At 74.2% G+C, this 17883-nt stretch carries 20 protein-coding genes and 2 pseudogenes; 17 read left to right on the forward strand and 5 right to left on the reverse strand.

Going from position 1 to position 17883, the window contains the following annotated elements:
* Positions 1-58 precede the first annotated feature (58 nt).
* Entirely contained in the window at positions 59-1297 is a 1239-nt protein-coding gene (locus ACGFIR_RS16960; RefSeq protein WP_393145901.1) for an APC family permease, read from the reverse strand.
* 9 nt (positions 1298-1306) lie between these two features.
* Positions 1307-2074: a phosphatase PAP2 family protein gene (locus ACGFIR_RS16965; RefSeq protein WP_393145903.1), complete on the reverse strand. Its 768-nt coding sequence runs from the start codon at positions 2072-2074 to the stop codon at positions 1307-1309.
* A gap of 112 nt (positions 2075-2186) precedes the next feature.
* Between ACGFIR_RS16965 and ACGFIR_RS16970 the strand changes: the two genes are divergently transcribed.
* Positions 2187-3398: a DUF4032 domain-containing protein gene (locus tag ACGFIR_RS16970; RefSeq protein WP_392998044.1), complete on the forward strand. Its 1212-nt coding sequence runs from the start codon at positions 2187-2189 to the stop codon at positions 3396-3398.
* 5 nt (positions 3399-3403) lie between these two features.
* Here the strand turns inward: ACGFIR_RS16970 and nagA are convergent, their stop codons facing one another.
* Genes nagA through ACGFIR_RS16985 form a run of 3 tightly spaced genes read right to left on the reverse strand, consistent with a single transcriptional unit; the run spans position 3404 to position 6359 of the window.
* Complete coding sequence (nagA, locus tag ACGFIR_RS16975; RefSeq protein ID WP_392998045.1) at positions 3404-4513, reverse strand: N-acetylglucosamine-6-phosphate deacetylase; 1110 nt, start codon at positions 4511-4513, stop codon at positions 3404-3406.
* Positions 4513-5385, reverse strand: a complete 873-nt coding sequence (locus tag ACGFIR_RS16980) for an ROK family protein (RefSeq protein ID WP_393146586.1) — start codon at positions 5383-5385, stop codon at positions 4513-4515. The genes nagA and ACGFIR_RS16980 overlap by 1 nt, the downstream gene beginning before the upstream one ends.
* A gap of 44 nt (positions 5386-5429) precedes the next feature.
* Positions 5430-6359, reverse strand: a complete 930-nt coding sequence (locus tag ACGFIR_RS16985; RefSeq protein ID WP_392998046.1) for an SIS domain-containing protein — start codon at positions 6357-6359, stop codon at positions 5430-5432.
* A 195-nt stretch (positions 6360-6554) separates the two neighbouring features.
* Between ACGFIR_RS16985 and ACGFIR_RS16990 the strand changes: the two genes are divergently transcribed.
* The 16 genes and pseudogenes from ACGFIR_RS16990 to gvpJ (ACGFIR_RS17065) all read left to right on the forward strand — a co-directional run.
* Entirely contained in the window at positions 6555-7340 is a 786-nt protein-coding gene (locus ACGFIR_RS16990; RefSeq protein WP_392998047.1) for a DeoR/GlpR family DNA-binding transcription regulator, read from the forward strand.
* Positions 7341-7473: 133 nt separating this feature from the next.
* Positions 7474-8484 carry an ATP-binding cassette domain-containing protein gene (locus ACGFIR_RS16995; protein WP_393145905.1) on the forward strand — a complete coding sequence of 337 codons (1011 nt, stop codon included), beginning with the start codon at positions 7474-7476 and terminating at the stop codon, positions 8482-8484.
* The gene (locus ACGFIR_RS17000; RefSeq protein ID WP_392998049.1) at positions 8481-9497 is read left to right on the forward strand and encodes an ABC transporter permease subunit; all 1017 of its coding nucleotides are present in this window, start codon (positions 8481-8483) and stop codon (positions 9495-9497) included. Before ACGFIR_RS16995 ends, ACGFIR_RS17000 begins: the two co-directional genes overlap by 4 nt.
* Before the next feature lie 147 nt (positions 9498-9644).
* A complete protein-coding gene (locus ACGFIR_RS17005; protein ID WP_393145907.1) occupies positions 9645-10202 on the forward strand; it encodes a DUF3263 domain-containing protein in 558 nt (185 codons plus the stop codon).
* Positions 10203-10473: 271 nt separating this feature from the next.
* On the forward strand, positions 10474-11166 hold the full coding sequence (locus tag ACGFIR_RS17010; protein ID WP_393145909.1) for a hypothetical protein: 693 nt from the start codon (positions 10474-10476) through the stop codon (positions 11164-11166).
* The gene (locus ACGFIR_RS17015; protein ID WP_392998052.1) at positions 11163-11555 is read left to right on the forward strand and encodes a phage holin family protein; all 393 of its coding nucleotides are present in this window, start codon (positions 11163-11165) and stop codon (positions 11553-11555) included. Before ACGFIR_RS17010 ends, ACGFIR_RS17015 begins: the two co-directional genes overlap by 4 nt.
* 22 nt (positions 11556-11577) lie before the next feature.
* A complete protein-coding gene (locus tag ACGFIR_RS17020) occupies positions 11578-12249 on the forward strand; it encodes a DUF3618 domain-containing protein (protein WP_392998053.1) in 672 nt (223 codons plus the stop codon).
* Positions 12218-13117, forward strand: a complete 900-nt coding sequence (locus ACGFIR_RS17025) for a hypothetical protein (RefSeq protein WP_393145911.1) — start codon at positions 12218-12220, stop codon at positions 13115-13117. Before ACGFIR_RS17020 ends, ACGFIR_RS17025 begins: the two co-directional genes overlap by 32 nt.
* Before the next feature lie 194 nt (positions 13118-13311).
* Entirely contained in the window at positions 13312-13821 is a 510-nt protein-coding gene (locus ACGFIR_RS17030) for a GNAT family N-acetyltransferase (RefSeq protein WP_392998055.1), read from the forward strand.
* 278 nt (positions 13822-14099) lie between these two features.
* Positions 14100-14513: a hypothetical protein gene (locus tag ACGFIR_RS17035; RefSeq protein WP_392998056.1), complete on the forward strand. Its 414-nt coding sequence runs from the start codon at positions 14100-14102 to the stop codon at positions 14511-14513.
* Between the two features lie 2 nt (positions 14514-14515).
* Entirely contained in the window at positions 14516-15718 is a 1203-nt protein-coding gene (locus tag ACGFIR_RS17040) for an SRPBCC family protein (RefSeq protein WP_393145913.1), read from the forward strand.
* Positions 15715-15930 (forward strand): annotated as a pseudogene (gene gvpJ / locus ACGFIR_RS17045) (gas vesicle protein GvpJ); the annotation flags it as partial. The gene ACGFIR_RS17040 and the pseudogene gvpJ (ACGFIR_RS17045), both read left to right, overlap by 4 nt.
* A 218-nt stretch (positions 15931-16148) precedes the next feature.
* Positions 16149-16904 (forward strand): GvpL/GvpF family gas vesicle protein, encoded by a 756-nt coding sequence (locus ACGFIR_RS17050; RefSeq protein ID WP_393145915.1) that lies wholly within the window; start codon positions 16149-16151, stop codon positions 16902-16904.
* Positions 16905-16907: 3 nt separating this feature from the next.
* Positions 16908-17282: a gas vesicle protein GvpG gene (locus tag ACGFIR_RS17055; RefSeq protein ID WP_393145917.1), complete on the forward strand. Its 375-nt coding sequence runs from the start codon at positions 16908-16910 to the stop codon at positions 17280-17282.
* Positions 17242-17592: a gas vesicle protein gene (locus ACGFIR_RS17060; protein ID WP_393145919.1), complete on the forward strand. Its 351-nt coding sequence runs from the start codon at positions 17242-17244 to the stop codon at positions 17590-17592. The genes ACGFIR_RS17055 and ACGFIR_RS17060 overlap by 41 nt, the downstream gene beginning before the upstream one ends.
* Before the next feature lie 46 nt (positions 17593-17638).
* Positions 17639-17791: pseudogene (gvpJ, locus tag ACGFIR_RS17065) on the forward strand (gas vesicle protein GvpJ); the annotation flags it as partial.
* Positions 17792-17883 lie beyond the last annotated feature (92 nt).

Consider the following 17883-nt stretch of genomic DNA (forward strand, 5'->3'; position numbering starts at 1 on the left):
CCTCAGGGCCGGCGCGGTCCCGGCCCAGCGTCAGGGCCGGCGCGGTCCCGAGGCGGCGTCAGGGCCGGCGCGGGCGCAGGGCGTACCAGAGGGCGCCGGCGGCGAGCGCGGCGGCGCCGGCGAGCACGCTGGCCGGCGGCAGGTTGACCGCGAGCAGCAGGCAACCGGCCAGCCCCAGCACGGCCAGCGCCCGCACCGGCAGCCGCCGGCCCGGGTCCCGGCCCAGCGTCAGCGCGGCGGCGTTGGTGATCGCGTAGTAGACCAGCACGGTGCAGCTGGAGAAGCCGATCGCGCCGCGTACGTCGCCCAGCAGCACGATCGCCACCACCACGGCGGCCACGGCCAGTTCCGCCCGGTGCGGCACCCGGTGCACCGGGTGGACGGCGGCCAGCGCCCCCGGCAGGTCGCGGCGTCGGGCCATCGCCAGCGCCGTACGCCCCACCCCGGCGAGCAGGGAGAGCAGGACCCCGGTCACCGCCACGGTCGCCCCGGCCCGCACCAGCCAGGCCAGGCCGGGCAGCCCGGCGGCGGTCACCACGTCGGCCAGGGGCGCGGCGGATGCGGCCAGCCGGTCGGCCCCGAGCACGCCCACCGTCACCACGGCGAGCACCAGGTAGACCGCCAGCACCACGCCCAGGGCCAGCGGGACGGCCCGGGGGATGGTCCGCTCCGGGTCGCGTACCTCCTCGCCGAGGGTGGCGATGCGGGCGTACCCGGCGAAGGCGAAGAAGAGCAGCCCGGCGGCGGTGAGCACGCCCCGCCCGCCGCCGCCGAGGTCGCCGGGCCGGTCGAGCGCGACGTGGCCGCCGACCGCGCCGGCCACCGCCACGAGGGCCAGCACCGCCAGCACCACGGCCACCAGGACCCTCGTCGCGGTGGCGGTCTTGCCGATGCCGCGCAGGTTCACGGCGGTCACCGTCGCCACCGCGCTGACGGCGACGAGCCGGGCCTGCCCCGGCCAGAGGTACGCCCCGATGGTCAGCGCCATCGCCGCGCAGCTCGCCGTCTTGCCGACCACGAAGCCCCAGCCGGCCAGGAAGCCGGCGAACGGGCTGAGCCGCTCCCGCCCGTACACGTAGGTGCCGCCGGACTCCGGAAGGCGGGCGGCCAGCCGGGCAGAGCTGGTCGCGTTGCAGAAGGCGATGAAACCGGCCAGTACGAGGGCCGCCAGCAGCCCGGCCCCGCCGGCCGCCGCCGCAGCGGGCGCGAAGACCACGAAGACGCCCGCGCCGAGCATCGAGCCCAGCCCGATGACCACCGCGTCCCCCGCGCCCAGCCGGCGCGCCAGTCGGTCCACATCCGGACCCTAGGGCGCGCAGATGAACGGACGGTTCCAGTTCCGCAGCATGCCCGGCAACGGCAGGTCGTCCCACGGCACCCGGTGCAGCAGCCGGTCGAGCAGGAGCCCCAGCAGCAGCCCGGCGACCGAGTCGGTCAGCCAGTGCCAGCCCAGGTACGTGGTGGTGCAGAGCACGACGACGGGCGGCACGATCCGGACCACGGTGACCAGCCGGGGCGGCACAGTGCGCCCGTACGTGCGCAGCAGCGGGGCGAGCAGCAGCGCGATGACGCCGTACCAGAGGATCGCGTTCGCGACGTGGCCGGAGGGGTAGGACTGGGCGAACCGCAGCGGCAGCTCGTCCTGGAACAACGGCAGGGTCTGCTCGGCGGGCAGGAAGGGCTCCTTGACGCTCGCGCTGGGCGCGGGTCGGGCGGTCCACACCTTGAGCGGGCCGATGGTGAGGTAGCTGAGGGCGAAGGCGAGCACCGGCGGCAGCACCGGGCGGACCGATCTCAGCCGCACCGCGAGCAGCATCCCGAGCCCCAGGGCGATCAGCGTCAACGGGGTGCCCTGGCCGAGGTAGTTGAGGACCACCGCCGTCCAGTGCGCGGCCGTCGGCCGATGTGCCTGCGACCAGTCGGCGATCGCGCGGTCGATCCCGAAGAACCGCTCGAAGGCGAGCGCCACGGTCAACCCGATCAGGGCGGTGAGCAGCAGTGCGTCGAACCACCAGCCGGCCGGCCGGACCGGCCGGAGCTGGACCCTTCCCCGTACCGCCGTGGTCTCCCGCACCCCCGTCACGCTACCGGCCGCGGTCCGACCCGGACCGGGTCGGGCCGGGGACGGCTGTGTGCCGAGCCACGAAGAGAGGCGCTCGATGGACGCACCCGGCAGACTTGTCGCCGTGCGGATCACCTCGGCCCTCGTGGACCCGGCGTTGCTCGATCTCCCCTGGTCGACCCCGCTGGAGGAGTGGCCCGCGCAGCATCTGGTGGCGCTGCCCCAGGGCATCTCCCGGCACGTCGTCCGCTTCGTCCGCCTCGGCGGCTACGTCTACGCGGTCAAGGAGACCGGCGAGCGGGTCGCCGAGCGCGAGTACGACCTGCTGCGCGCCCTGGAGCGGATCGACTTCCCGTCGGTGGAGGCGGTGGCGATCGTGGCCGACCGGCAGAGCGACGACGGGGAGCCGCTCGACCCGGTGCTGATCACCCGGCACCTGCAGTTCTCGCTGCCCTACCGGGCGCTCTTCTCGCACACCCTGCGCCCGGAGACGATGGGCCGCCTGCTCGACGCGCTGGCCGCCCTGATCGTCCGGATGCACCTGACGGGCTTCTTCTGGGGCGACTGCTCGCTGTCGAACACCCTGTTCCGGCGGGACGCCGGCGCGTTCGCCGCCTACCTGGTGGACGCCGAGACCGGGGCGCTGCACCACTCCCTGTCCAACGGGCAGCGCGGTGAGGACCTGGAGATCGCCCGGGTCAACATCTTCGGTGAGGCGCTCGACCTCCAGGCCGCCGGGTTGCTGCACGAGTCGATCGACCCGGAGGTGGTCTGCGAGGAGGTCGTACGCCGCTACGAGCGGCTGTGGCACGAGATCACCTACGAGCAGCAGGTCGAGCGGGAGGCCCGGCACGACATCGAGGGGCGCATCCGCCGCCTCAACGAGCTGGGCTTCGACGTCGCCGAGGTGGCCATGTCCACGATCGACAACGGGCGCTACCTGGTCCGGCCGAAGGTGGTCGACGCCGGCTACCACACCCGGCGGCTGCTGCGCCTGACCGGCCTGGACGCCGAGGAGAACCAGGCCCGCCGGCTGCTCAACGACCTGGACGCCTACCGCGCCGAGAGCTACCTGACCGACGAGCACCAGGCCGCGCACCGCTGGCTGACCGAGGTCTTCGAGCCGGTGGTCCGGGCCGTGCCCGCGCACCTGCGCCGCAAGCTGGAGCCGCAGGAGATCTTCGCGCAGATCATCGAGCACAAGTGGCTGCTCTCCGAGCGGGCCGGCCGGGACGTCGGGATGGCCCCGGCCGTGCAGTCGTACCTGGCCGACGTGCTGGTGCACCGCCCCGACGAGCAGGCGGTGCTCGGCGTCGAGGTGCCCACCGCCGGCTGAGCGGGTCACTCCACCCAGGAACCGCCGCGCATCACCCGGACCACGTTCAGGTCGTCGTCCAGCACCACCAGGTCGGCCCGGAGCCCGACCTGGAGCGCGCCCAGCCGGTCGCCGAGGCCGATCGCGCGGGCCGGCGTGGTGGACGCCATCCGCACCGCGTCCGCGATCGGGATCCCGGCGGCCACGGCGTGCCGCAGCGCGGCGTCCATGGTCAGGGTGCTGCCCGCGATCGCGCCGTCGCGGGCCAGCCGGGCCACGCCGTCCGACACGGTGACCGTCTGGCCGCCCAGGTCGTACTCGCCGTCGGCCATGCCGGCCGCGGCCATCGCGTCCGTGATCAGGGCGGCGCGCTCGGGGCCCGCCGTGGAGGTGGCGAAGGACAGCATCCCGTCGTGCAGGTGGACGCCGTCGGCGACCAGTTCGCAGACCACGTTCGGGGCGTCCAGCAGGGCCACCACCGGGCCGGGCTCGCGGTGGTGCACCGGTCGCATCCCGTTGAACAGGTGGGTGCCGACGCTCGCGCCCGCGGCGACGGCCGCGCGGGTCTCGTCGAAGGTGGCGTCGGTGTGGCCGACGGCGGCGACCACCCCGTGCGCGGTGAGCAGCTTGATCGCCTCCAGCGCGCCGTCCCGCTCGGGGGCGAGGGTGACCATCCGCACCGCCCCGCCGCCCAGCTCGATCAGCTCGGCCAACTCGTCGGTGGACGGGTCACGCAGGTACTCGGGGTTCTGCGCGCCGCAGCGGGCGGCGGAGAGGTACGGCCCCTCGAAGTGGATCCCGGCCAGCACCCCGTCGGTGACCAGCGGGGCGAACGCCTCGGTGGCCGCGCGCATGAGCACGAAGGGCGAGCTGACGAGGCTGGCCAGCAGGGTGGTGGTGCCGTGCCGCAGGTGGAAGTCGGCGGCCTGCCGGGCCTGCTCGGCGTCGCCGGTGGTGAAGGTGTGTCCGCCGCCGCCGTGCGTGTGCATGTCGACGAAGCCGGGCACGATCCAGTGCCCGTCGCGCACGGACGGGTACTCGGCCACCGCCGTGATCCGGCCCCCGTCCAGCTCCACGCAGCCCTGCCGGATCACGCCGGTCGGGGTCACCACCTTGCCGTTCACCCGAGTGGCCATCACATCTCCAGACTGTCGAGGGCGAGCAGGGCGGCGCCGAGGCAGCCGGCCTCGTCGCCGAGGGCCGCCGCGACCAGGCGCGGCTCCCGGTGGAACGTCATCCGCTCGTGCAGCGCGGCCCGGAGCGGGTCCAGCAGCCGCGCGCCGGCCCGGGCGAGCCCGCCGCCCAGCACGACGGCCTGCACGTCGTATAGGGCCTGACCGGTGGCGAGGCCGTCGGCGAGCGCCTCGACGGCCTCCCGCCAGACGTCGGCCGCCAGCGGCTCGCCGGCCGCCGCCCGGTCCGCGACCTCGGCGGCGGTAGCCGTGACGCCGGCCAGATCCGAGTAGCGCCGACCGATGGCGGAGGCGGAGGCGACCGCCTCCAGGCAGCCGGGGCGACCGCAGCCGCAGCGGGGCCCGCCCGGACGTACCTGGATGTGGCCGATCTCGCCCGCGGCGCCGTGGGCGCCGGTGCGGGCCGTGCCGTCGACCACGTGGGCGGCGGCGATCCCGGTGCCGATCGCGACGAAGAGCACGTGCGCCACGTCGCGGCCCGCGCCGAGCCGCGCCTCGGCCAGGCCGCCGGCGCGCACGTCGTGGCCGAGCGCCGCCGGCAGTCCGAGCCGTTCGCGCGCCAGGTCCCGCAGGGGTACGTCCCGGAAGCCCAGGTTCGCCGACCAGACGGCGATCCCGCGCGCCTCGTCGATCACCCCGGGCACCGCGATGCCGACCGCGACCGGGTCGAACCCGTCGGCGCGGGCCCTGCCGGCCAGCCCCTCGGCGACCCCGAGGACGGTGTCCACCACGGCGTCCGGGCCGCGCCCGGCTCCGGTGGGGTGCCGTTCGCTGTGCAGCACGGCGCCGTCGCGGCGGACCAGGGCGCACTTCATCCCGGTGCCGCCGACGTCCAGCGCGACGACGACGTCGGTCGACCTCACGCCAGGACCACGGAGCGGGTCAGGTGCCGGGGGGCGTCGGGGTCGAGGCCCCGGCTGGTGGCGAGCGCGACGGCGAACCGCTGCGCCAGGATCAGGTCGGCCATCGGGTCGACCGGCGTACGGCCGGCGGCCCAGCTGCCCAGCACGGTGCGGCAGCCGTGGGTGCGGCTGTGCACGAAGGCGGCCCCCGTCGCCGCCACGTCCTCCGGCAGCCCTTCGGGCAGCTCGCCGAACGCCCAGACCAGCCGGCCCGGCGCGGCGATCGAGATCGGCCCGTGCCGGTAGTCCATCGCCGGGTACGCCTCGGCCCAGAAGGTGGCCGCCTCGCGGCACTTCAGGGCGGCCTCCTGGGCCAGCCCGACCGTCCAGCCCCGGCCGAGGAAGGTGACCTGCTCGATCCGGGCCGGGTCGATCGGCAGCGGGGCGCGAACGGCCACCTCCGCGTCGGCGGCGAGCGCGTCGATGTTGTCGCCGAGGTGGGCGCGGAGCAGGGCCAGCGCGGTGGTGGCGAAGCGGGTCTGCACCACCGAGCGCTCGTCGGCGAAGGGCATGGTGACCGCCGCGTCGGCCAGCGAGGCGGCGGGGGAGTCGGGGTCGCCGACCAGGACGGTGGTCGGCACCCGTCCGCGCAGGGCGGCGATCAGCTCGGTGACCTCGGTGGTGGTGCCGGAGCGGGTGATCGCCACGAGCCGGTCGTAGTGCCGGTCGGCGGGGTACTCGGAGGCCTGGAAGGCGTCGGTCTCGCCCTGGCCGAGGTGCTCGCGGCGGGCCGCGTACGCCATCGCCATGAACCACGACGTGCCGCAGCCCACGACGGCGACCCGCTCCCCCGGGCGGGGGAGGTGGCCCGTCGCGGTGGCGGCGAGTCGCGCCGCCTCCCGCCAGCAGTCGGGCTGGCTCGCGATCTCGGCGTCGACGTACGACATGAGAACTCCTACGCAGGGGAGCGGTGCGCAATACGGCTCGTTAGAGCCGCCTTTCGCGCGCTATTCTGCGCGAAAGCGCCTGGCTGTGGCAACCAGCCCCGGCATCGCGCAGGCCAGGGTTTTGCGCCCTCGTAGTTTCGCGCACTACTGTGCACGCAATCAATCACCGACCGCGCAGTAACTGGAGGGCACGGGGTGGACCGGTACGCCAGATGGAACGCCCTGCTCGAGATGCTGACCGACAACGGCCGGGTCAGCGTCGAGGAGGCCGCCGGGCGGCTGGACGTCTCCCAGGCCACCATCCGCCGTGACTTCGACCAGCTCGCCCAGCAGCAGATGATCACCCGGACCCGGGGTGGCGCGGTGGCGAACGGCGTCTCGTACGACCTGCCGCTGCGCTACAAGACCGCCAAGCACTCGGCGGAGAAGCAGCGCATCGGCGCCGCCGCCGCCGCGCTGGTCTCGCCGGGCACCGTGGTGGGCCTCAACGGCGGCACCACCAGCACGGAGGTGGCCCGGGCGCTGGCCGTGCGGCCCGACCTGAACACCAGCGCCGAGGGTGCCCAGCTCACCGTGGTCACCAACGCCCTCAACATCGCCAACGAGCTGCTCGTCCGCTCCCGGATGAAGGTCGTGGTGGCCGGCGGTGTCGTCCGCCCGAAGTCGTTCGAGCTGGTCGGCCCGCTGGGCGGGGCCCTGCTGCGCGAGGTCACCCTGGACGTCGCCCTGCTCGGCGTGGACGCGATCGACCCGCAGCTCGGCGCCGCCGCCCACCACGAGGGTGAGGCGGCGATGAACAACCTGATGGTGGCCCGGGCCAAGCGGGTCGTGATCATCGCCGACTCGTCCAAGCTGGGCGGTCACGCCTTCGCCCGGATCTGCCCGGTGGACCGGGTGGAGACCCTGGTCACCGACTCGGGCGCCAACCCGGAGGTGGTGGAGGCGTTCCGGGCCGCCGGCGTCACGGTCGTCTGCGCCTGAGGTCACCTGCCCGGCCTGGCGCACAGGCCCGTCCCGACACCCGATCGGCGCGTCGGATGCATACCGGGTATTGCGTGCGGCTGCATACCGCGTATGGTGTCGCGTGTCATACGCCCATCGGGGGAGGTGCAGCTTGCCAGCTGTCCTGGAGATCGAAGGTCTCCGCAAGACGTACAAGAGCCGTCGGCGCGGCACCCGCAACGCGCTCGACGGTTTCGACATGCGGGTCGAGGAAGGACAGGTGCACGGCTTCCTCGGCCCGAACGGGTCGGGCAAGACCACCACGCTGCGTACGCTGCTCGGCCTGATCCGGCCCAACGGCGGCCGGATGGCGATCCTCGGGCACGAGGTGCCCGCCGCGCTGTCCGCCGTCGCCGGTCAGGTCGGCGCCATCGTGGAGAGCCCGCAGTTCTTCCCGCACTTCACGGCGCGCGACACCCTGTCCCTGCTCGCCGGCGCGGGCGACGTGCCGCAGCAGCGGGTCGACGAGGTGCTCGAACTGGTCGGCCTGCGCGACCGCGCCGGCGAGCGGGTCAAGACCTACTCGCTCGGCATGAAGCAGCGCCTCGCCGTCGCCTCGGCCCTGCTGAAGAACCCCAAGCTGCTGATCCTCGACGAGCCGGCCAACGGCCTCGACCCGGGCGGAATCCGGGAGATGCGCACCCTGATGCGCGGCCTCGCCGAGTCGGGGATGACCGTGGTGCTCTCCAGCCACATCCTCGGCGAGATCCAGCTGATCTGCGACTCGGTCACCATCATCTCGTTGGGCCGGCGCGTCGCCTCCGGGCCGGTCGAGCAGGTGCTCGCCGAGCACTCCTCGGGCGCGGTCCGGGTGCGGCTGGAGGCGGTCACCGACCTGCCGCTCGCCACCGAGGCGCTGACCCGCGCGGGCATCCGGGTGACCGGTCAGCCCGACCACCTGATGCTCGCCGGGGTCGACAAGCCGGCCACGGTGACCCGGCTCCTCGCCGAGCAGGGCCTCTACGTCAGCGAGCTGGCCCCGGTCGCCGTCGACCTGGAGAGCGTCTTCCTCGAACTGACCGCCACCGCGCCGGTACCCGGCCAGCACCGGCAGGTCGACCAGTCCACGAAGGTCGGTGGCGCGGGGCAGCCCGGTGCCGCCGGAGGAGGGTGGGGCGCGTGAGCCTCTACCGTACGGAGTTGCGCCGGCTCGTGAAGCGGCGCTTCACCCGCTGGATGAGCCTGCTGGGCCTGCTGGTGCTCGCGGCGGTGGTGGTCGGGGTCTTCTTCACCAACGAGAAGATCGACGCTGCCGTGGTGGCGAAGGCCGAACGCGCCGCCGAGCAGCAGTGGCAGCAGGACGTCCGGTTCAACGAGCAGTACCGCGCGGAGTGCGAGAAGGCGAAGGCCGCCGGTACCGGCCAGGAGGGAGAGTTCCCGGACGACTGCGCGAAGATCCAGCCGCCGCCGCGCGAGGCGATCCAGACGGACTGGTTCCTGCCCTCCACCTTCGACTTCCGCGAGAACTTCGGCGACACGCTGCTGCCGCTCGCGGCGATCCTCGCGCTGGTCGGGTTCGTCGTCGGGGCCTCGTTCGTCGGGGCCGAGTGGAACACCGGCGGCATGATGAACCTGCTGCTGTGGCGGCCGAAGCGGCTCACCGTACTGCTGACGAAGCTGGCGGCGCTGCTCAGCGGGCTGGTCGCCCTGGCGGTGCCCACGACGGCGCTGTGGTTCGGCAGCTTCTGGCTGGTCGCCACGTTCCGTGGCAGCACGGCGAAGATGACCTCCGGGGCGTGGCAGTCCTTCGCCCTGACCGGGCTGCGCGGGCTGGTGCTCGCACTGGTCACCGCGACCATCGGCTTCGCGCTCGCCTCGCTGGGGCGGCACACCGCGATGGCCCTGGGCGGGGTGATCGCCCTGATGGTCGTCGGCCAGTTCGGCCTCGGCATCCTGCTGGCGATGGCCGGCGTACGCTTCGCCGAGGCGTGGCTGCTGCCCACCTACGCCGTCGCGTGGATGCAGAAGAAGGTGACGCTGGAGGACTGGAACGCCTGCCAGGCCACCTACTTCGGCGAGTGCAAACCGGACACGATGGACATCACCTGGCAGCAGTCCTCGGTGATGATGACGGTCGGGTTCGTGGTGATCCTCGGCGCGGCCCTCTGGGCGATGCGCCGGCGCGACATCTCCTGACCGTGCGCGGTGCGACCGGCGGCTCTCCCCGGCCCCGGTCGCACCGCCCCCGTCGTCCGATGCGATCCGGGTCGTCCCTGGTTAGGCTGGTGTTCCCCCACCGGTCGGCGTCGTGGTGTGCCGTCCGCCAGCCCCACGAGGAGCGCCATGCAACCCGCCGACGCCGCCCCGGCCGCCATCGAGCCGCCCGCGCCGGCCGGGCCCGGGGCGCCCGCCGGATCGGGCGCGGCGGGTGAGAGCGACGCGGCCGCTGCGACCGGCGGGGAGCGGGGGGACGCGGGCGTCGTCCCCCAGCCGCGCACCGCCCCGGTCGCCGGGGCGCGGGCCGTCCCGCATCCCCGCACGGCGGCGGAGCCGGACACCGCCGTGGCGGCACCCGACGACGCCCTGCCGGGTGACGACGCCGACAGCGACTACGACACCGATCCCGGCCCTGATCCCGGCGCCGGTTCCGCCGCGGTGGTGCCGCCGCACGGCGCGCTGACCGAGCGGGAGCAGGGCATCCTCGCCTTCGAACAGCAGTGGTGGCGGCACGCCGGTGCCAAGGAACAGGCCATCCGGGACACCTTCGGCCTCTCGGCCACCCGCTACTACCAGCTGTTGAACGCGCTGCTCGACAACCCGGCCGCCCTCGCCGCCGAACCCGTCCTGGTGGGACGGCTGCGCCGGCTGCGGTCCTCGCGGGCCCGCAACCGCCGCCGTTGACCGCTGCCACACCCGCTGACGGCCGTCTTACCTGGTGAGGGCTGTTGTTGCGTTGACGGGTCGCCGCCCGCCTTGCCCCGGTTCCGGCCGGCCGGTCCGGTGCCGTCGATGTGGTACCGCGCCCAGGCGGCCCACCCGCCCTGCTCCGGCCCTGGGGACGGCATGTCGGCGGGGCGTGCGGGTACGCGGGTGTCGTTCCGGGCCGCGTGCCGCGGCCGGTTCACGTTCCGGGCCGTGACCTGCGGCCCGGGGCCGACGGAGGGAGCGGGCGATGACGCAGATGAACCCGAGCCGGCCACCGGGCGGTGCGACCGGCACCGCACAGCAGGCCCGGCAGGAGGCGTCCCGGGTCGGGCACCACGCGGCCCAGGCCGGCGGTCAGGTCGCGCACGCCGCCGCCGAACAGGGCGGACAGGCGGCGTCGGAAGCCCGGCGGCAGGCGCACAACCTGACCGGCGAGGCCGGCACACAGTTGCGCGACCAGGCCCGGGCACAGCAGCACCGGGCGGCCGACGGGCTGCGCGGCATCGGGCGCGAACTCAGCTCGATGGCCGAGCGTAGCGAGGACTCCGGGATGGCCGGCCAGGCCGTCCGCCGGGCCGCCGATGCCGCCCAGCAGGCGGCGGGCTGGCTCGACGAGCGCGAACCGGGGGCGGTGCTCGACGAGGTGCGGTCGTACGCACGCCGGCACCCGGGCACCTTCCTGGCCGGCGCGGCCCTGGCCGGCATGCTGGTCGGGCGGCTCACCCGGAACATGACCGCCTCGGGCGACGGGGCGCGGGGCACGGGCCAGCCGTCGACCCCGCCCACCGGAGCGGGCACCCCGCCCCGGCCGCAGCCGTACGAGCGCACGGCCGCGGCGCCGTACATGGCCGAGGGGGCCTACACCGGGTCGGCCCGGGTGCGAAACGCCTCGCCGCCTGACCGGCCGGGTCCGGACATCCCGGGCGGGGTGGCACCATGAGTGCCCCCGAGAAGGAGCGGACGCAGTCGGTCGGCGAGCTGCTGGGCGACGTGACCCGGGACTTCTCCACGCTGGTCCGCAAGGAGGTCGAACTGGCCAAGGCGGAGCTGCGCGAGGAGGCGGGTCAGGCCGGCAGGGCCGGCGGCATGTTCGGCGGGGCGGCACTGGCCGGTTTCCTGACGGTGCTGTTCGTGTCGTACGCGCTGTGGTGGGGGCTGTCCAACGTGATGGACCAGGGCTGGGCGGCGCTCATCGTGGCCGTCATCTGGGCCGCCGTCACGGGTGGCCTGCTCGGCAGGGCACGCAGGGAGATGGCGCAGCTCCGCGCGGTGCTGCCCCGGACGCGGCAGACCGTGGGGAAGATGCCGGACGCGATGCGCGGCCGGTGAACCAGCCGGGAGGGAGCAGATCATGTCCAACGATCCGGACCGGATCCGGTGGGAGATCGAGAACACCCGGAACGAACTGAGCAGTGACGTCGACGCGCTGGCCGACAGGGTCAATCCGCGGCGGATCGCAGGTGAACGCGTCGGGCAGGCCCGCGGCGCGCTCACCCGGGCCAGGGAGAAGGTGATGGGCGTGCAGTCGGACGGGCACGGCGTCGCGCAGCGGATGTCGCACGCGACCGGGTCGGCGCGGGGCTTCGGTGAACAGTCCCGCGAGCAGATGTCGCACATGGCCGGGTCGGTGCGGGAGGAGGCCCGCTCGCTCGGGCAGCAGTCCCGGCGGCAGGCGGAGGGCAACCCCCTCGCGGCCGGGCTGATCGCCTTCGGCGCCGGGCTGCTCGTCTCGTCGCTGATCCCGCCCAGCCGGCCCGAACGGCAGTGGGCCGGGCAGGCCAAGGACATGGTCAGCGAGCACTCCGACCAACTGCGCGCGCGGGCCGGACAGCTGCGGGAACAGGCCAGCCAGGTCGGGCACGAGATGCGCGACAACCTGCGCGAGCCGGTGCAGCAGGCGGCTGGTTCGGTGGCCTCCACCGCCGCCGGTGGCGCGTCCGCCGTCCGGGAGCAGGGCCGGTCGGCCGCCCACCAGATGCAGGGGCAGGCGCATGAGACCGCCGACGACCTCCGTCGCCGCTGAGGCGACCCGGGTGGTCGGGGCGGCGCGGACGATGCGGGTACGCTCCGCGTCCGCGCCGCCGCCCGGCCGGCCGGACAACGAGGACCTGGTCTTCCGGTTCGGGCCGCTGACCGGCGTGCTGGACGGCGCGACCGTGCCGGAGGGCTTCGACACGGGCTGCGTGCACGGGCCGTCCTGGTACGTCCGGCACCTCGCGGCCCGACTCGGGCTGGCGGAGGCGGTCCGCCCGACGGCGACGCTGATGAGCAACCTGGCGGCGGCGATCCTCGCCGTGCGGTCCGATCACGGCGGCGAGTGCGACCTGGACCACCCGGGCACCCCGTCGAGCACCGTCTGCCTGCTGCGCGACGGCGGCGACCACCTCGACTACCTGGTGCTCTGCGACAGTCCGCTGGTGCTCGACGCAGGCGGTCGCGTCAGCGTGGTCACGGACGACCGCCTGGACTCCGCCATGGCGGCCCTGCGGGCCACGGTCGCCGCCGCACCGGACGGCTCCGCCGACCGGATGACCCGGTTCCGGCAGGCGGTCGGGGTGCAGCGGGAACGGATGAACCGGACCCACGGCTACTGGGTGGCCGCCGCCGACCCGGATGCGGCGTTCCACGCGGTGACGGGGAGCCTGCCGCTGCGCGGGCCGGGCGCGGTACGCAGGGCGGCGCTGCTCAGCGACGGCGCGTCGGCCCTGGTGGAGCAGTTCGGCCTGCTCGACTGGGCCGGGCTGCTGGACGTGGCGACCGCCGAGGGGCCGGAGGCGTTGATCGAGCGCGTACGCGCCGCGGAACGCGACCATGCGGACCGGTTGCGCCGCCACAAGCCCGCCGACGACGCGTCGGTGGTGCTCTGCGAGTTCGACGTCGACGGACGCTGACCGGGCCAGGTCGGGCGGCTTCCGCCCCTCGTCGACGGGCGACGCCGTTGCTGAGCGTGGCGCGGGCGGGCGGTTCGACAACGCGGAGTGAGGTGGAACACGATGCGGTCCGACCGGCCGGTACCTTCCGCCGGACCGCCAGTCGGGGCCCGATCGGGTGGACTCGGGCCGGTGGGGGCGGCAGACTGCGGCACGTGGCGGGAACGGTCCGGTTGGAGCCGGTGGACGAGGGAAACCTGGAGCCATTGCTCTCCGTAGCGGCTGCGGAGGCGGAGCCGGGCGACGTGATGCCGCCGGTGGAGGCCCCGGCGGGGTGGTCGCACGCCCGGCGGGAGGCGTTCCGGGAGTTCCACCGGGCGAGCTTCGGCGGTTTGGACGGCCCGACCGGCACCCGCATGTACGCGATCCTGGCCGGCGGCGAGGTCGTCGGCATGATCCGGATGAGTCGCCGTGCCGAGCCGGGCACCGTCGAGACCGGGATGTGGCTGGGGCGCTCGGCCCGGGGGCAGGGAATAGGCGCGGCGGCGCTGCGCGAACTGCTCAACGAGGCGGCGGCGGCCGGAATGCGACTCGTGGTCGCGGAGACGACAATCGACAATCAGGGTGCCGTCTCGGTGCTGAGGAAGTGCGGCGCGAAATTGCGCGAGGATGCCGGCAGGGTGCAGGCCGAAATGTGCCTCGATTGGGCACTGCCGGCCGTGTGAACGCCATTCGTCGACTCCCTGCTCACTGACGTTCTTCCTGCTCGTAGCGGCCTTGGTGTCCGCTTCGGCTGCTTCGTGGGAAGCATTCCTCCGACTCGGACAAGTGCCGCCGACAAAATCCCTCGGGTGTTTCGCCGATAGGTCAACGGGTACTGCCCGTCGGGTCCGATTGAACGGGACACCAGATGTGCGGTCCGGTGTGTGCTGATCCCCGGCGGCCACCTTTTTCTGACCATTGCCGTCAGGTGTCCGGCGCTGCGGGGAGCGAAGGAGAACTGATGAACAGCGGAGCACGAATCGGGCTCGCGGTCGGCTTCGGCTATCTGCTCGGCCGCCGGCGCAAGCTGCGTACCGCCCTCACCCTGGCCGCCGCGGTCGCGGCCGGTCGGGCCAGCCGGGAGCACGGCGGGCTGCTGAAGGCGGGTGGCAACCTGCTCCAGTCGTCCCCCCAGTTGAGCAACCTCGGCCGCCTCGGTGCCCCCCTCGCGGCCGCCTCGAAGGCGGCCGCGACCGCCGCCGCCGGCAGCGGCATCGACGCCGTCAGCGGCAAGCTACGCAGCTCCGCCGACACGCTGCGCCGCAAGGGCGGCGCCGGAGCGCCCGGTGGGACGTCGCCCGACGGCGGGCGGACCGACCGGGACGCCGACGGCGGGCAGCGGGAACGCGACGCCGCCGAGCAGCGGGGGCGGTGACCATGGCGGAGACGACGAACCCCGGCGGCCTCGGGGACAAGCTCCGGGGCCAACTCGCCGGCGAGGCGCGGAACCTGGCCAGCGCGATCGGCGAACGCGCGGTCCAGGTGGTGACCGAGCGGATCACGGGCGCGACCGGCCGGCTCAGCGACTACGCGAAGCAGGGCGGCGGGCCCGGCCTGATCGCCGCCGCCACCGGTGCGCACAAGCTCGCCGAGGGCGGTTCACCGGTGAAGGCGATGGCGCATGCCGGGCTCGCCGGCGGTAAGGAGAAGATCATGTCGGCTCTCGGCAAGGGCGGCAAGGGCGGCGGCAGGAAGCTCAAGGTCACCAACATCGTGGAGGCGATCGAGGTCGGCGTGCCGGTCCGGGTCGCGTACGACCAGTGGACCCAGTTCGGCGACTTCCCGAGCTTCATGAAGAAGGTCGAGGCCGTCGACACCGAGTCGGACGAGAAGCTGACCTGGAAGGCACAGATCCTCTGGTCGCACCGCAGCTGGGAGTCCACCATCGTCCGGCAGATCCCGGACAAGCTGATCCACTGGCGCTCCAAGGGCGAGAAGGGCTCCGTCGACGGCACGGTCAGCTTCCACGAGCTGTCACCCGACCTGACCCGGATCCTGGTGGTGCTGGAGTACCACCCGCAGGGGTTCTTCGAGCACACCGGCAACCTCTGGCGGGCCCAGGGCCGCCGCGTCCGGCTGGAGCTGAAGCACTTCGTCCGGCACGTGATGACCCAGACCGTGCTCGACCCCGACTCGGTGCAGGGCTGGCGTGGCGAGATCGAGAACTCGCAGGTGGTGCGGGACCACGAGACCGCGCTGCGCGAGGAGCACGAGGAGAGCCGGCGGCAGGAGGAGCGCGAGGAACGCGGCCGGCGTGCGCCCGAGGAGGAACCGGGCGAGGAGCGCCGGCCCGCCGAGCGTGGCCGCCGTCGACCGCCTCAGCGCCGGCGCCCGGCCGAGGAGGAGGAGTACGAGGACGAGTACGACGAGGGCGACTACGACGACGGGTACGAGGAGGAGCCGGAGGAGGAGCAGCCTCCGCCGCGCCGCCGTACCCCCGAACGGGCCCGCCGCACGCGACCTCGTGAGGAGCCCGGGCCCCGGGAGGAACCCAGGTCCCGGGAGGAGCCCCGGGCCCGCCGTTCCCCGGAGGCGCCCCGGCGACCCGTGGTCCGTCGTCGACGGGAGGAGCAGGAGTGACCGTCGCGACGAGCGGGGGCCAGGCCGGCGCCGCCCTGGAACGCGGCGGGGCCGGGTCGAGCCTGGCCGACACCGTGGAGACCGTGCTGGACAAGGGCGTGGTGATCGACGCCCAGGTGTCGGTCGCCGTGGTCGGCATCCAGCTGCTGGAGATCAACGCCCGGGTCACCATCGCCAGCATCGAGACGTACCTGCGCTTCGCGGAGGCGGTCGACCGATTCGACATCACCCCGAGGAACCAGAAGGGGCTGCCGGACCTGATCGAGGGTGCCTCGGGGGCGGTCGGCGCCGGCAGGGCGGTGTCCGGGATCGGCAGGACGGTCGGCGCGCTCGGTGGCGCGGTCAGGGACGCGGTCGGCGAGCTGGGCTCGGACGACCGGGACCGGGACCGTGAGCGGCCCCGGCGGCGGCGGAACGGGGAGCGCTGAGCATGGCCGAGGAGACCGGACTGTTCATCTACGGCATCGTGCCCTCCGACGTGGAGCCGACCCCGGACGCCGCCGGGGTCGGCGACCCGCCCGGCGCGGTGGCGGCGATCCGGCACGGCGAGCTGGCCGCGCTGGTCAGCGAGGTGAGCCTCACCGAGCCGATCGGCCGGCCGGCGGACCTGACCGCGTACCAGGAACTGGTGGACGGCACGGCGGCGGTGGCGCCGGTGTTGCCGGTGCGCTTCGGCACGGTCGTCACCGGGCCCGACGCGGTCGCCGACCTGCTGGACGCGCACCACGACCGGTTCGCCGCCGCGCTCGACGAGTTCGAGGGCCGGATCCAGTACCGGGTGCACGGGCGCTACGACGAGGCGCCCCTCCTCTCGGCGGTGCTGGCCGACAACCCGGCCGCCGCCGAGCTGGCGGACCAGGTACGCGGGCAGCCGGAGACGGCCACCCGGCCGCAGCGGATCCGGCTCGGCGAGATGATCAGCCAGGCGGTGGAGCTGCGCCGGGAGGCGGACAACCGGCAACTGGTCGACGCACTGGACCCGCTCGTCGTGGCGAGCGCGCCACGGGCGCCGAGCAACGAGCTGGACGCGGCGAACGCCGTCTTCCTCGTCGACCAGGACCGGGAGGACGAGTTCGTCTCGGCGGTCGAGGAGTACGCCGAGCAGCGCCGGGAGCTGATCCGGATGCGGCTGCTCGGCCCGCTCGCCCCGTACGACTTCGTCGGCGCCCACCAGCTGACGGGGTGAACGGTGGACATCCTGTGGGCGCTGCTGACCCTGCCGTACGCGCCGGTGCGGGGGCTGACCTCGGTGGTCAAGGTGGTCGCCCGGGAGGCGGAGTCGCGGCAGCACGACCCCGTCGACGTCCGGCGCGAGCTGGAGGCGCTGGACGCGGCGGCGGCCGCCGGCGAGATCAGCGCCGCGGAACGGGACCGGGGGCAGCAGCAGGTGCTGGAGCGGCTGACGGGCGGCGTACGACGGCCCGCGCGGGGTCGCAGCCCGGCCCGCAACGGCCCCGGCTCCCGTCGGGGCAACGAACGGGTGCGGCGGGTGCCGTACGGCGGCGGCGAGGGAGGTGAGCGCGATGGTGGATCTGATCCGCGGCGACGGCGGTCGGGCGCGTAGGGGCGAGCCCGTCGGCGACCGCTACGACGACGAGGAGGAGGAGTACTTCGAACCGATCTCGGCCGCCGAGGCGGCGCGCGAGGGGATGCGGCAGATCGTCGAGTTGACCGGCCGGGATCCCATGGGGACCACTTCGCTCAAGTCGTCGCGGGACGGCTGGATCGTCGGCGTGGAGGTCGTCGAGGACCCCCGTATCCCCAGCTCCATCGACCTGCTCGGCCTCTACGAGGTGGAGCTGGACCTGGAGGGCGCCCTGCTCGGCTACCGGCGGGTGCGGCGCTACCAGCGCGGGAAGGGCGAGGTGGGATGACGTGAGCGTGCAGCCGCCGCCGGTGGTGCAGAACTCCGGCCAGGTCCTGCCCGCCGGGCACGAGCCGGCAAATCTCGGCGACATCCTGGAACGCGTGCTGGACCGGGGCATCGTGATCGCCGGGGACATCCGGGTCAGCCTGCTCGACATCGAGCTGCTGACACTCAAGCTGCGACTGGTCATCGCCTCGGTCGACACGGCCCGGCAGATCGGCATCGACTGGTGGGAGCACGACCCGTGGCTCAGCTCCCGGGCGAGGCCGCCGGTGGAGCCCGGCCCACGGGATCCGGA

Origin of the sequence: Micromonospora sp. NPDC049051 (assembly GCF_043197575.1) — a bacterium.
GTDB lineage: Bacteria > Actinomycetota > Actinomycetes > Mycobacteriales > Micromonosporaceae > Micromonospora.

Excerpts from the sequence above, each read along its gene's own strand:
- nagA (WP_392998045.1), bottom strand. The coding sequence starts at position 4,513 with ATGGCCACTCGGGTGAACGGCAAGGTGGTGACCCCGACCGGCGTGATC.
- ACGFIR_RS16980 (WP_393146586.1), bottom strand. The coding sequence starts at position 5,385 with ATGAAGTGCGCCCTGGTCCGCCGCGACGGCGCCGTGCTGCACAGCGAA.
- ACGFIR_RS16985 (WP_392998046.1), bottom strand. The coding sequence starts at position 6,359 with ATGTCGTACGTCGACGCCGAGATCGCGAGCCAGCCCGACTGCTGGCGG.
- ACGFIR_RS17005 (WP_393145907.1), top strand. The coding sequence starts at position 9,645 with ATGCAACCCGCCGACGCCGCCCCGGCCGCCATCGAGCCGCCCGCGCCG.
- ACGFIR_RS17010 (WP_393145909.1), top strand. The coding sequence starts at position 10,474 with ATGACGCAGATGAACCCGAGCCGGCCACCGGGCGGTGCGACCGGCACC.
- ACGFIR_RS17015 (WP_392998052.1), top strand. The coding sequence starts at position 11,163 with ATGAGTGCCCCCGAGAAGGAGCGGACGCAGTCGGTCGGCGAGCTGCTG.
- ACGFIR_RS17020 (WP_392998053.1), top strand. The coding sequence starts at position 11,578 with ATGTCCAACGATCCGGACCGGATCCGGTGGGAGATCGAGAACACCCGG.
- ACGFIR_RS17025 (WP_393145911.1), top strand. The coding sequence starts at position 12,218 with ATGAGACCGCCGACGACCTCCGTCGCCGCTGAGGCGACCCGGGTGGTC.
- ACGFIR_RS17035 (WP_392998056.1), top strand. The coding sequence starts at position 14,100 with ATGAACAGCGGAGCACGAATCGGGCTCGCGGTCGGCTTCGGCTATCTG.
- ACGFIR_RS17040 (WP_393145913.1), top strand. The coding sequence starts at position 14,516 with ATGGCGGAGACGACGAACCCCGGCGGCCTCGGGGACAAGCTCCGGGGC.
- ACGFIR_RS17050 (WP_393145915.1), top strand. The coding sequence starts at position 16,149 with ATGGCCGAGGAGACCGGACTGTTCATCTACGGCATCGTGCCCTCCGAC.
- ACGFIR_RS17060 (WP_393145919.1), top strand. The coding sequence starts at position 17,242 with ATGGTGGATCTGATCCGCGGCGACGGCGGTCGGGCGCGTAGGGGCGAG.